17 protein-coding genes are annotated in these 13,678 nt (G+C 27.3%); 2 read left to right on the forward strand and 15 right to left on the reverse strand.

Annotation, left to right across the window (positions count from 1 at the left end; all coding sequences use genetic code 11):
• Positions 1-33: 33 nt before the first annotated feature.
• Both OIF33_RS01495 and OIF33_RS01500 read right to left on the reverse strand, forming a co-directional pair.
• Entirely contained in the window at positions 34-918 is an 885-nt protein-coding gene (locus OIF33_RS01495; protein WP_322502457.1) for a LysR family transcriptional regulator, read from the reverse strand.
• Positions 919-929: 11 nt separating this feature from the next.
• Complete coding sequence (locus OIF33_RS01500) at positions 930-1,220, reverse strand: hypothetical protein (RefSeq protein ID WP_322502458.1); 291 nt, start codon at positions 1,218-1,220, stop codon at positions 930-932.
• Positions 1,221-1,396: 176 nt separating this feature from the next.
• Here OIF33_RS01500 and OIF33_RS01505 point away from each other — a divergent pair, with 176 nt between their 5' ends.
• The gene (locus tag OIF33_RS01505) at positions 1,397-2,113 is read left to right on the forward strand and encodes a polysaccharide deacetylase family protein (protein ID WP_322502459.1); all 717 of its coding nucleotides are present in this window, start codon (positions 1,397-1,399) and stop codon (positions 2,111-2,113) included.
• Positions 2,114-2,131: 18 nt separating this feature from the next.
• Here the strand turns inward: OIF33_RS01505 and OIF33_RS01510 are convergent, their stop codons facing one another.
• Positions 2,132-2,668: a hypothetical protein gene (locus OIF33_RS01510; protein WP_322502460.1), complete on the reverse strand. Its 537-nt coding sequence runs from the start codon at positions 2,666-2,668 to the stop codon at positions 2,132-2,134.
• 126 nt (positions 2,669-2,794) lie between these two features.
• Entirely contained in the window at positions 2,795-3,430 is a 636-nt protein-coding gene (locus OIF33_RS01515) for a hypothetical protein (RefSeq protein ID WP_322502461.1), read from the reverse strand.
• A 217-nt stretch (positions 3,431-3,647) separates the two neighbouring features.
• Between OIF33_RS01515 and OIF33_RS01520 the strand changes: the two genes are divergently transcribed.
• On the forward strand, positions 3,648-5,303 hold the full coding sequence (locus OIF33_RS01520; RefSeq protein WP_322502462.1) for a SulP family inorganic anion transporter: 1,656 nt from the start codon (positions 3,648-3,650) through the stop codon (positions 5,301-5,303).
• Positions 5,304-5,357: 54 nt separating this feature from the next.
• Here OIF33_RS01520 and OIF33_RS01525 read toward each other — a convergent pair whose 3' ends face one another.
• The 11 genes from OIF33_RS01525 to OIF33_RS01575 form a co-directional block, all read right to left on the reverse strand.
• Positions 5,358-5,510, reverse strand: coding sequence for a hypothetical protein (locus tag OIF33_RS01525; RefSeq protein WP_322502463.1), 153 nt, complete (start codon positions 5,508-5,510; stop codon positions 5,358-5,360).
• A 79-nt stretch (positions 5,511-5,589) separates the two neighbouring features.
• On the reverse strand, positions 5,590-6,555 hold the full coding sequence (locus OIF33_RS01530; protein ID WP_322502464.1) for a carbohydrate kinase family protein: 966 nt from the start codon (positions 6,553-6,555) through the stop codon (positions 5,590-5,592).
• A 38-nt stretch (positions 6,556-6,593) separates the two neighbouring features.
• Positions 6,594-6,788 (reverse strand): DUF4250 domain-containing protein, encoded by a 195-nt coding sequence (locus OIF33_RS01535; protein ID WP_322502465.1) that lies wholly within the window; start codon positions 6,786-6,788, stop codon positions 6,594-6,596.
• A 254-nt stretch (positions 6,789-7,042) separates the two neighbouring features.
• Complete coding sequence (locus tag OIF33_RS01540; protein ID WP_322502466.1) at positions 7,043-8,371, reverse strand: MATE family efflux transporter; 1,329 nt, start codon at positions 8,369-8,371, stop codon at positions 7,043-7,045.
• Positions 8,372-8,387: 16 nt separating this feature from the next.
• The gene (locus OIF33_RS01545; RefSeq protein WP_322502467.1) at positions 8,388-9,074 is read right to left on the reverse strand and encodes an ABC transporter ATP-binding protein; all 687 of its coding nucleotides are present in this window, start codon (positions 9,072-9,074) and stop codon (positions 8,388-8,390) included.
• A gap of 1 nt (position 9,075) precedes the next feature.
• Complete coding sequence (locus tag OIF33_RS01550) at positions 9,076-9,831, reverse strand: ABC transporter permease (protein ID WP_322502468.1); 756 nt, start codon at positions 9,829-9,831, stop codon at positions 9,076-9,078.
• On the reverse strand, positions 9,806-10,810 hold the full coding sequence (locus tag OIF33_RS01555) for an ABC transporter substrate-binding protein (RefSeq protein ID WP_322502469.1): 1,005 nt from the start codon (positions 10,808-10,810) through the stop codon (positions 9,806-9,808). Before OIF33_RS01555 ends, OIF33_RS01550 begins: the two co-directional genes overlap by 26 nt.
• Positions 10,811-11,064: 254 nt before the next feature.
• Complete coding sequence (locus OIF33_RS01560) at positions 11,065-11,250, reverse strand: hypothetical protein (RefSeq protein ID WP_322502470.1); 186 nt, start codon at positions 11,248-11,250, stop codon at positions 11,065-11,067.
• 229 nt (positions 11,251-11,479) lie between these two features.
• Positions 11,480-11,671, reverse strand: coding sequence for a hypothetical protein (locus tag OIF33_RS01565; RefSeq protein WP_322502471.1), 192 nt, complete (start codon positions 11,669-11,671; stop codon positions 11,480-11,482).
• A 255-nt stretch (positions 11,672-11,926) separates the two neighbouring features.
• Complete coding sequence (locus OIF33_RS01570) at positions 11,927-12,784, reverse strand: hypothetical protein (RefSeq protein ID WP_322502472.1); 858 nt, start codon at positions 12,782-12,784, stop codon at positions 11,927-11,929.
• A 105-nt stretch (positions 12,785-12,889) separates the two neighbouring features.
• Positions 12,890-13,666, reverse strand: a complete 777-nt coding sequence (locus tag OIF33_RS01575; RefSeq protein WP_322502473.1) for a sulfite exporter TauE/SafE family protein — start codon at positions 13,664-13,666, stop codon at positions 12,890-12,892.
• Positions 13,667-13,678 lie beyond the last annotated feature (12 nt).

Raw genomic sequence — 13,678 nt, forward strand, 5'->3', positions numbered from 1 at the left:
ATTATACTTAATATCAAGTATAATATCCTTTTTTTATATGTCTGAATTTTTGATTTCCTCTATAAATATTTCTAAATTTTTAGAAATAAACTTATCTTTATGATATATAAGAAATAAATCTCTACTTATTTCCACATTGTCTATGTTTATTTGCTTTATTAAGCCATCCTTAATTTTCTCTCCTATTGCCTTACAAGAAACGCAGGCTATACCTAATCCTGTTTCAACAATTCTTACAATAGCTTCAGTATTTCCAAGTTCCATATATACATTGTAATTACAATCATTGTTTATAAGATAATTCTCAACAACTTCTCTTGTTCCACTACCGGCTTCTCTCATTATAAATTTTTCATTTTCTAAATCTTTCAATGTTATTTTATTTTTTGAAAATATAGGGTTACTTGGGTTAGCAATAAATATCAATTCATCTTGCCCTACACTTAAAACTTCTAATTCATCTGACATTACATGCCCTTCAACTAATGCAATGTCAACTTTATTTTCCATAATAAGCTGCTCTATTAGTTGAGTATTTTCTATTATTAAAGAAATTTCTATGTTTTTATGTAATTCATTAAATTCCTTTATTAATTCAGGAAGTATGTAAACTCCAATTGTTGTACTTGCTCCTATAACAATTTTACCCTTTTGACCTTCTTTGCTACTTCTTATGGTACTATTAGCCTCTTCATATAGGTTTAGAATTCTTCTACTATATTCAAAGTAAACTTCTCCTTCATGAGTAAGATAAAGCTTTTTCCCTATTCGATCAAACAGCTTAACATCAAGATCACTTTCTAGTTCAGCTATGGCTTGACTTATAGATGGTTGACTTATGTACATAGACTTAGCTACTTTAGTCATATTTAAGCATTTAGCTGTTTCAAAAAATATTTTTAACTTTCTAAAATTCATGTAATCAATCCTTATTTATCATCTTTTACTTCTTCAAAATCAACATCAATAACAGGTCCATCATCTTGCATTTCAGACTCTGATTTATGTTCTTCTTTTGTGAATTTGTAACTATAAGTTTCTGTAGTATTTTTTTTATTTTTACGTTTAATAACATACTTTCTTATAAATTTAAAATATACCCACCCTATAAAGAATAGTATTATTCCTCCGATTATAATATAAGGTAGTATAAAAAATGCAAATTGTAATAAAAGTATTGCAATAATTATTCCTAATCCTATTTTTAAATACTTCTCCATACATTATCACTCTCTTTTATATTTTTTATTTTATTAATTATAACATAAAGTTAAAAAAATAAAAAACACTTATTAATTTCAGAATTGCTATATATTTTCTCTTATATTTAATTATTTTTTGACAATACTAATTAAGACATCTTAAATACAAAATCAAAAATTAAGGAAGTGACAAAATGAAAAAATTTATACTTTTACTAATTGCATGTATTTTATCTTTTTCTGCAATTAACGTTTCTTCAGAAATTGTTAAGGCAACCACACTAGAGGATAACAACAAAAAAATCTTTTTAACCTTTGATGATGGTCCTGGTGGAAAGGTTACTGAGGATATTTTAAATATACTTAAAGAAAAAGGTGTCAAAGCTACATTCTTTCTAATAGGAGAACAAGTTGAACAATATCCTGATTTAGTTAAACGTATGGATGATGAAGGACATACTATAGGAGTACACACTTTTACTCATGAAAGAAGTAAAATTTATAGAAATAATTATTCTTTTATTCAAGAAAATCTTAAAGCACAACAAGCTATAGAAAAAGTTATTGGTAAAAAAGTATTTTCTCTTAGATTTCCTTTTGGCTCAAATAATAGCACCTATAGGCTTACTAGTTCTCTAGTAGAAACTTTACATAGTCAAGGATTTAGAATATATGATTGGACTGTAGATAGTACTGATTCTTTAAATCCTAATCTTAGTCCAAATTCAATATTTAAAAAATGCATTACTAATTCTGATTATGTAGTTCTTTTAATGCATTGTGGAAACATAAACAAAAACTCTGTTAAAGCATTACCTGCAATAATAGACCACTTTAAAGGTTGTGGTTATAGTTTTGAAGTAATAGATGAGACAACTCCAGAAATTTATAGATTAAAAAATAAAGGCTGAGAAATCACTCAGCCTTTATTATTTTGTTCCTAAAGTTAAAATTGAATCTACTAAGGTTTGTGCTATAAAAGAACACTTTTCAATGATATCAATTTCATCACCCACATCTAAATTCAAGTTTATTATTATACTTGGCTTATTTACATATAGTAAATTATATACTTCTGCATTTTTTATCCCTTTATTCTTATAATTAATTACTTCGAATGATGAGCATATATTTTCTGCAAACTTTCTTCCTCTAGAATCAAACTCATTTACTGAACATAATATTTCATTTTCCTTTGAAAAATCAATATTTAATGTAATGTGTAAAGATGACTTACTTAAATTAGCTTTTTCAACTCTGCTTTTTAGTTCTTCTCCATTAAAAAGAAATATCTCATTATAAGGAGTACAATCAATAAATTTTAAGTTATTCTTAACAATAAACTTTTTAAAGAAATGGCTTATTGTCTCTCTAATCTCTTCTTTTAATTTATCTGATGTATTTTCTCCTTTAATATGACCTTTACCTAAGTCCATACTTATAATGGCACCTTGAGCTAAATACATATTATCCTCCTATGTTAATATATTATATTTCATAATATGTTTGTTTTAGCCAAAATGCCATAATTCTATTTCATTTGATATTCTTTTGTTTGATTCTACCTTATAAATAAAAATTAACTTTTGAATTTATTTCCTTAATATTGCCTTATCACCATTTTCATAAGTTATAAATTCAAATTCAGGGTTAATTTCCTCTACAAAATTAGCTATCCATGAATTTCTTAGATTATGGAATTCTTCTACATTTCCATCCACTTGATCCCAAAACCTTTTATGTAAATCTCTACTAATACTCCATAATACTTTATCATTAGAATTTTCTAAAACCTCATTTATTCTATCACAAGGCATACCATCTAAAATATAATCATTTAAAGCTGTATAAATTTCAATAGCACTCTCTTTATCTAATTGATTTTTACATTCCTTTGCATTTAATCTTCCATGTTTTTTATAAAGTTCAACTAAATCTTCTTTTACTGCTGGGTCTCTATTAATTATATTATTTATATAGTATGCACATCTACCTTCAGCTGCATTTATTCTTTCTTCTAACCATCCATGAATATTTCCTTCATCTATTATTTCATCTAGTGGTTTATTAGGAGTTTTTTCTCCAAAATTTAAATTAGCATAAGAAATCCATTCATTTACTGGCATTTTTCTTTCTTTTGCTATTTCTAAAACTTCATCTTCTAAATTTTCAAACCATTTTATTTTATCAAATAACCAAAAATGTATTTTTCCTAAAAATAAGCTCATATTTTCACCTCTAAATATAAATTATATTTTAATTATATTTTATCTTTCCCTATTCTTCTGTAACATAGGTTACCACTAAGAGATATTTTGTAAACTTTTCGTAAATAAAGCGTATTTCCTAATTAATAACGTTTCAAATCGTTCCACGAAATTGTAAACCTCCCATTTAAGTAATATAATAGAAATCGACTGTTTTATAAGGAGTTGATATATTTCAATGTATAAACCAAAATTACTCTCTTTATTAGATGATAAAGAGAATGGATTCTCAAAAGAACAATTTTTTAAAGATTTAATTGCAGGTATAATAGTTGCTATTATTGCCTTACCTCTATCAATTGCATTAGGTATCTCTTCAGGTGTATCTCCTGAGAAAGGTCTTATAACTGCAATTATAGCTGGATTCATAATTTCCTTATTAGGAGGAAGTAGAGTTCAAATAGGTGGACCTACTGGTGCCTTCGTTGTTATAGTCTTCGGCATAATTCAAAGCCATGGAATTGACGGATTAATAATTGCTACATTTATGGCTGGTATTATTCTTATTTTATTTGGTTTATTGAGATTTGGTAGCTTAATAAAGTATATACCTTATCCAATAACAGTAGGATTCACATCTGGTATAGCTGTGACACTTTTTTCGACTCAGATTAAAGATTTTTTAGGCCTTACAATGACTAAAACACCATCTGAGTTCATACCTAAATGGGAAGCCTATATATCCCATATGAATACTACTAACTTTTATACTTTAGCTATTGGATTATTAGCTTTAGCTATTCTTATTTTTTGGCCAAAAATTAATAAAAAGATTCCTGGTTCCCTAGTAGCCTTAATCGTGACTACTCTTGTTGTATTTATTTTCAATTTACCTGTTGCAACAATAGGAAGCCAATTTGGAAAAATAAGTTCAAGTATTCCAATGCCTCATATCCCAAATTTAAATCCTGAAACATTAAAAGCATTGATAGGTCCTGCTTTTACCATAGCACTTTTAGGTGGTATTGAATCCCTATTATCTGCTGTGGTTTCAGATGGTATGATTGGAGACAAGCATAATTCTAATGCTGAACTTATAGCTCAAGGAGTTGCTAATATAGGTTCTTCTTTATTTGGTGGAATACCTGCCACTGGAGCAATTGCTAGAACTGCAGCTAATGTAAAAAATGGAGGTAGAACTCCTATTGCCGGTATAGTTCATTCAATAACATTATTACTTATAATGTTATTATTTATGCCTCTTGCTAAGTTTATTCCATTAACTACTTTAGCAGCAATATTAATGATAGTTTCATATAATATGAGTGAATGGAGAACTTTTAAAGCTATACTTAAGGCACCTAAAAGTGATATAGCCATATTATTAACAACATTCTTCTTAACAGTATTATTTGATTTAGTAATTGCTATAGGAATTGGAATGTTAGTTTCTATGTGTTTATTTATGAGAAGAGTTGCTACTTCTATAGAAATAAATGAATTAAATGAAGGTGACTGCTCTGATAAATCCACTATAGATACGGATATGGAAAATCTTAAAGTTGGAGAAAATGTTCTAGTATATGACATAAGAGGTCATTTATTCTTTGGTGCTGTTGATACCTTTATGAATACAATGAAAGAAATAAATGACGATGCTAAAGTTCTTGTTTTAAGAATGAGACACACAAAGACTTTAGATGTAACTGGTTATAAACAAATAAAAAATATAGCCTTAAGTTGTAAATCTCGTAATATTACCTTAATATTATCTGAAGTACAAGATCAACCAAAAAAAGTTATGAGACTTATGGGATTCATTGATTATTTAGGTAAAGATCATTTTGCAAATACTTTCGATGAAGCTTTAGAAAAAGCTAATTCTTTAGTTTAAGAAATACATAAAAAAGACACTAGCATAAACACTAGTGTCTTTTTATATTATGAACTAAACTTCTGAATCTTTATTTTCTAATTCTAGCTCTAAATTTTCCATTTCTTTTTTATTTTTTTGATTTTTATCATATAATAATGATGCTACAAAAGCACTCCCTGCTAGAGCTAGTAGAGCAAGTTTTCCTTTTTTTATTTTTTTACCCATAATCTCACCTCACCACATTTATATATTTATGTATGCTTATAATTAAGACTATTGTCAAGTTTTAAATTTATTATTCACTCTACTTATTTAAATCGTATTTTTCTTCTTTCCATTCTGTCTTTTCTAACTTAGTTAAAACAGTATCTAAAGCCATGTCTGGATGAATAGTTTCTTCATGAGATATTGTTATATTAGACATTGTTATAGCGAATTTAACAGTATCTTCTATAGGTAATTCATTCATATATCCATATCCTAATCCCGCTACAAAAGAATCTCCTGCTCCTGTAACGTTCTTAACTTCAACTTCTGTTGCTTTTATCTTACCACAACATACACCGTCATTATAGAATATACCATCAGCATCTAAGCTTATAAATACTTTTTTAATTCCTAAACCTAAGAAATAATTACTTGCCTTTATTAAATCCTCTGTATCTGTTATAGGGAAGCCTGCTAAAATTTCAGCTTCATGTCTATTTGGTTTTATTGTGTGGAAATCCTTTATAAGGTGTTTTACCCAGCTTGCTTTTTCAGCTGATACTGGATCTAATATAAAATTAGTCTTGTCCTTGAAGTTCTTTAATAAATATTCCATTATCTCTGGATTATCAGAATCTAAAACTGTATATTCTGCATTCTCAAAAATTTCTCTTTTAGAATCTATAAACTCAGTATTCATAGCTCCTATACTTTTCATATCTGCAATAGCAGAAACCATTTCACCATTTTCGTCTAAAATAGCTAAATAAGTTGGGGTACTTCCACCCTCAATTACCATAGAATCATCCATGTAATATCCTATTTTTTTTGAGTGCTCTAATATACTCTTTCCATGTTCATCATTACCTAATATTGACATAAAGTTAGTGTTTACTCCTACTCTTGCCATATTTTCAGCAATATTTCTGCAAACTCCACCAAAAGATATCTTTACATGGCCTGGTGTTGAGTTATATGCTCTGTAACTTGCCTTACTAAATCCAAATACATCTACTACAGAAGCTCCAAACACCAATAAATATGGTTCTTTTCTTAAGTTCATTTAATTAATCCTCCCTATTTAAAAAAACATAAATTATATTATTCAGCAACAAACTGATTACTTTCACTATTATATATGTATCCACATTCCTTTAGCCTTTGTCCAATAACTTCCTTGTCAACTGCTAAATCATCGCACATACTATCTAAATCACTGTAATAATCTCTTAATTTTAAATTTATAATACTAAGTAACATATATGGATTCATCTCTTTATAGTTTCCAATGTCCATTATAAAAATCTCTCCTTTAAAAAAATGCTTTAATATTATTATATACAACTTATTTAAGTTCTACAATTTTTTATTTAATTTATTGTCACATTTTAATAAATCAGCATACTATATTATTAGGTTAATTATAAGCCAATACCTCACTTATAAGAACTTAACCTCCTGTTTACAAAATCACTATAACTCTTACTATACTATATTTATTTCTTTGCATTTACAATAAAAACCGTTGATACTCAACGGTTTTTATTATTTTAAGCATTATTTCTTTTATTCTTAAGCTCAAATAGTAAAAATATTATAAGTGTTGCTAACTCTGCACTTGGTATTGTTAACCAGACACCGTAAACTCCTAGTATTCTAGGTAATATAATGATAAAGATTATAATAAATATCAATCCCCTTAAACTTGATAGCAAAGAGGATTCCTTTGCTTTTTCAACTGCTTGTAAATAAGCTACATTTACTATATTGCTACCATTAAATAAGAATGTTATGAAGTATAAGTAAATTCCTTGTCTAGTTATGCTTAGTAATTTACCTGTATCACTTGTAAATATACTTATCATTTGGTTTGGTAATAGTAATCCCATTCCAAAGAATATCACTCCTAGAATTAATACTATTCTTCTTGTTAACCTTAAAAACTCTTTAACACGTTCCCCTTTTTGAGCACCAAAGTTCACACTTATTAAAGGTTGAACTCCTTGAGAAACTCCATTAAATATAGCAGTAAAGATTAGAACAAGGTTTGTGATGATTCCATAAGCTGATACACCTAAATCCCCTTCAAATTTAAATATTACAATATTAAAAATAAATATAACAAATCCAGCTGATATTTCATTTAAGAAACTAGGTACTCCATTTTTAAGCACTCTTCCTATGTGCTCTATGTTAATTCCTCCAATTTCTAAATGCATAGTATTTTTCTTTTTTATAAAATGTATCGATAAAACAGCTAAAGCAACTAATTGACCTATTGAAGTAGCTAAAGCTGCCCCAAACATTCCCCAATTGAAAATATAAATAAAAATATAGTCTAAAACTATATTTGTTATATTAGATGCTATTACAGCATACATAGCTAGTTTTGGTTCTCCATCATTTCTTACAAAGACAATGAAAGATGATGCCAAAATGAAAGCTGAGTTAAAAGTTAAGATAACTTTTAAATAATCCCTAGTTAGAGAAAAAGTAGCTTCTGATGCTCCTAACATATAGACTATATTATCTAAAAAGAAAAATTCTAGTAAATTTATTATTATACAAAATATAATAGCTGCAAATACAGCTGAGGTAAATATCCTATTAACCTTATGAAATTTCTTTTGCCCCATAGCTATGGATAAAGTTGTTGCTCCTCCAATTCCAATAGCCAATCCTATGGCATTATATAAATTATATGTAGGTAAGGCTATATTTAATGCTGCTAAACCCAACTCCCCAAGTTTATGACCTATAAACATAGTGTCGAATAATATACATACTGAAAGCCCCAGCATTCCAGCCACTGAAGGTATCATATACTTTCTTAACAGTGTAATTTCTTTATCATGTAGTAAATCTAATTTTTTACTCAATGTACCCCCTCCTCAATTATTTGTTTTTTAAAATATATAAGATTTTTTCCTCTATAGTATCTTTTTCTAATTTTCTTATCTGCTTAAAATGTGCCATTAAATTTACTGGATTATCACCTAAAATAAATATGTTGTCTGCAATATCTAAAGCTTCTCTTATATCATGAGTAACCATGATTACCGTATTATTTTTCTCTAAATGAACTTCTTTAAAAATTTTTATAACATTTTCTTTACTATTTTCATCTAGAGATTTAAAAGGTTCATCCATTAAAAGAAGTCCCTCTTCATAAAGAAAAGCTCTGGCTATATTTACTCTTTGCCTCATTCCTCCACTTAATTCCTTTGGAAAACTATCTATATAATCATCTAGTTCCATTACTTTTAACATTCTTTCTATTTTTTCTTTTCTCTCATCTTTTTTATAAAGTTTTAAAAGAGGTAGTTCCATGTTTTTATATATACTCTTCCATTCAATAAGCCTATCCTCTTGAAACACATAAGCAATTTTTGATGGAACACCTATGATTTTTCCTGATTGAAACTCTTCAAGACCACTTATAATATTTAATAGAGTACTTTTACCACAACCAGACTTTCCTAAAATACAATTAACCTTTCCATATTCAAAGGTTAATGAAAATTTATTATATAACTTTTTGTTATTAAAACTTTTCTCTATATTTATTAATTTAATATCCATTTTACCTCATCCATCTAAAAACCCTAACATTAATAGTTTTTTGTATTAAAGAAAAAATTATTCCTATAATGATTACTAGGATTATCCACGCAAAAACCATGTTGGTATTCAAATAGTTCTTTTCAACAAAAAGGGCAGTTCCTATGCCATACTTAGGTTGTCCAATAACTTCACCTCCAATAACTAATTTCATAGTTAAAGAAAATGTAGATACCATAATTCTACATATAGCAAAACTTATACTTGGTAAATAAATATTATTTACTAGATTAATTTTACTTACTCCATAAACATTTGCCATTTCCAATATATTTTTATCTATATTTAACATAGAACCAATTATGGCATCATAAAATATTGGAAAACTTATTACAAAACCAACTAATATAGGTGCACTTCCTTGACTTAACCAAATTAAAGCTAATATTATAAAACCTATAGTTGGTAAAGATCTCATTATATTAAGTATAGGTATCATAAAATTATATATATATTTATTAAATGCACTGGCTACGCCTAAACAGATTGCTATAATTAAAGCTAATATAAAACTTATAAATGTTCTCCCTAAAGTACTTATAATTATTTTAAAAAAGTCATTTGATTTTATTACTTCAATTAATCCCTTAAACGTTAAATAGGGAGAAGGTAATATTACCTCGCTCCCTATAATCATACTAGCTAATTGCCATATAATAAAAAGTATAATTGAAGATAAAAGTATTAATTTCTTATTTTTGTAAGAAAATTTCTTCATTTACCTTTTTACCTCCTATAGCTTTAGGCTCTAAGCTGTAAATCTTGTCATAATATCCAATATAAGCACTTTCACTATCAACAGCACTTACATAATTTAAATTGGCTCTTTCTAATGATTTAGCTATTATTTCTTTTTTGCCTGTTATTCCTACTTCTTCTGCAAAAGAACCAGCTTCTTCTCTATTTTCGTTTGCCCATTTAGTACTATTATCTATTTCTTTTAGTATCTTTTGAACATCATCAAAATGATTATTTACTAAATCTTCTTTAACTATAACACTGGATTGAGGGTATCCCATTTCAGAATCACTCATCTCTTTCCACTGATCATTTAAAGATGCAACTATTTTAGTATCTGGTTTTTTAGTCATTATTTGAGTTAACATAGGCTCTGGAACAACTGCATATTTAGCTTTTCCTTCTATAAATAAAGGAGCTAATTCTGAAGCTGCATTTACATAACTTAAGGTTAAATCTTTTTCAGGATTTATTCCATTATTTTGAAGAATTATTTTAAATATTAAATCAGGAGTCAATCCTTGTCCTACATTATAAACATCTTTTCCTTTAAGATCACTTAAAGTTTTAACAAAATCATCACTGCTTATTACATATAATGAGCCAAACCCTACGGTTCCTGCAAGCTTATATCCAACTTCTTTGTTATATGCAATAGCTGCTACATTTGAAGGAACTATACATATATCTCCCTCACCTTTTAAAACTTTAGATACTAAAGCATCTGATCCTTTTACAATAGAATAATTTATGTTTAAGTTCTTACTTATTTCTGGTTTTTCTTTTATCATTTTAACTATGCTTATCGCTGGCAGCCCATCTGGCACAACTATTTCTATAGATGTTTTTTCATCTGGATCTTTAGCTTCTTCTTTTTTAGAAGTATTACATCCTATGAATAAAAACACTGAAAATACGGCCATTAGAACTAATGATAAAATTCTATTTAACTTTTTCACCCCTATGCCTCCATGTAATAAAATTTTCTATGTTTTATTTTGCCACTTATTCATTATTTTTTCAATATTTATTTATGCTTTTCTTTACCTTGAATTTCTGGCACTGGTTCTTCGTTATTTTTTTTAGGTGTTTTAAATCTTTTTGAATTCCAAGAAGATTGTTGATTCTGTTTTGACATGACTTTCACCTCCTCATATTAAAAACTAATTTTATTTTATGAGTAAAGGCGTATTTTATTCATAACAAAATAACTCTATTTTTTCTCTTGAATTCTATTTATTAGTTCAGTCTCTATAAGTTCTGATTTAGAAAATCCCTTTCTAAAATATCTTATTTGTTTATATTTTATTCCATTCATCTCAAAATCTAAAACATCTATTCTATCTCCACTATAAACAAAAGGATCTCTTTTCCCCTTAACATAAACTGAAAGTTCCATTTTTTATTGCTCCTCTCCTTAGCTCTATAATGCTTTTAATTATAGCATATTTTTCATATTTATGAATATTTTATTTGTACCTGTTAATGAGTAAAAATCGTAATCTAAACTATAAATAAGCTTTTAAATTTGCTTCTATTTTAAACTAGTATTGATTTTTAAATAGGTTTTCAGAGCCAGCTAAAAATTAATCTTTAACTAAAACAAAGTTTTAAATTTTAAAACTTCTTTACTCTATTTTTATTCCTGTAGCCTTAAAAACAACTTCATCTTCAAGACCTAAATCTTTTAATCTTTTTGCGATTCTCATTCTCTCATCTTCTCTTATGAGCAACTCTTCTTTATTATGATTTTCCTTATTATCTTCAACATTTAATATGTGTTGCCAAGTTTTAAACATACCATTATCAAATTTACTCATAGTAATTACCTCCAATATCTTATATTAGAATTATTTACTATTATTTTAATATAAATTCTAAGAATTTGTTTACTAAAATTCATATTGTTGTTATATTCTCTTGTTTAATTTCTCTTTATTAAGTTAAATAAAAAAAGACTTTGTATATTTTAAAGATTTTATTTGTAAAATTAATACAAATCATTTTTTCTCTTTAAACAAAGTCATTTTTATTATTTCTATTAAATATATCTTTCCACAAACATAAAAATTTATTTATCCTTCAGCATTTTGAAGTTCATATATTTCTTCAATAGTTATACCTAACTTTTCTGATATTAACTCTGCTGATAATATTCCAGCAAGGTTTTTTGCTATTCTTAATTGCTCTTCTTTTCTTGCATTTTTAACCGCTATATCTCTTTCTTCATTATACAATCTCTCAATCTTAGTCATTTCTAACAACTCCTTAAGTTCTCTAGCTTGATCATCATTAATAAATTTATCTGTAGACTCAATTATTCCATTTAATATAATTGCTTCATCTCTCTCGGATTTTATAGATTTTGCTAGTTGAACACATTCTCTTAGCATATTTGTGTCTTCATATTCATTTTTCATAAGTGGTAGCATTATAAACTTTATTTTATCAGCCTGTGTTAAGTTTCCTTCTATAACTTTAGGTTTTAATTCATTTAAAACTTTTTCTCCACTTAATTCTGACATAAATATACTTTCTGAACAAATAAGTATATCTCCAAAACTTAATGTATTTCTTGCTTCTTTAACACTTGAGTTATAGATTATGGCCATTCTAACCTTTGGGAAAGTCCCTCTATGTTTATAGTATCTTTTTATAACCTTAACAGCTACCTCTAAATATATAAACATATTTTCATCTATATTTCTCTCATCTTCATACCCAAAAAGTAAGATAGAACCATCTTCTAAAATAAATATTTCATTAGGCCCTCCTTCTAAAACTTCATTTTCAAAAAAGTTTCTAGGTAGCCTGTCCATTATTTTAGGCATATCACTAACTCCTAATGCCTCTAATGGTCTTCCTTTATAAAGTTGTCCCATGAGCTTATATAGAATATCTTTAGCTCCATAACTTATGTTAGTTTTTCCCATACTTTTATCACCTTCACTTTGTTGAGAATATATTCTTTTTCACCTATTATATCACATTTTATTCACATATATAGTTCATCTCAGTGTCAGACTCTAAAGTTTTTCTTAAATTGCAATTATAAAATTATATATGTTTAATCCTATAATCATAATTACTACTGTATTAAAAACTTTCAAAATAACCTCATTACTAAATATTTTATTAAATTTAGCCCCTATAAACCCACCTAAAATACCACCTAAAACCATATAACCTAGCATAGATAAATCATATACTGAAAATCCTGTTCCACAGGCAATAGTTAAAAGTTTAGATCCTTGAGAAAATAAAATTATTATAATTGAATTTCTAGCTGCATTCTTAGCTTCCATTGAAAAAAATATTGTTAAAAAAGCAACATTTATAGGCCCTCCTCCAATACCTAAAAAAGCTGCTATTAGGCCCAAAAATATTCCGATTAAAATACTTAAAACAAAACTATCAATTTTATAACTCTTAAATCTTTCCTTATAGTTCATATAAATATAAACAAATATAAGAAGCAAAGCTAAAATTCCACTTTGTACTAAAGAAACAATTCTACTTTCAACCACATCTAATATTAATGTTAATACCTGTTGCCCTAATAGTCCTCCCAATACTGATCCTATTGCTAAGGCTCCAGTATTTTTTATATCTATTTTACTTTTATAAAGTATTTGTCTTATTATTGAAACTATGGCCATAGCAAAAACTGTAAAGGAAGATAATACACTAATAGTCGCTATATTATAATCCCCTAAAAAGTCTAAAACAGGTTTTATTATTACACCTCCACCTAATCCAGCCATAGATCCAGCAATAGTTGATAATAAAGCAACCAAAAAATAAATTAAAATCATATACCCCTCCCA

Origin of the sequence: Clostridium sp. LIBA-8841 (assembly GCF_034439435.1) — a bacterium.
GTDB lineage: Bacteria > Bacillota > Clostridia > Clostridiales > Clostridiaceae > Sarcina.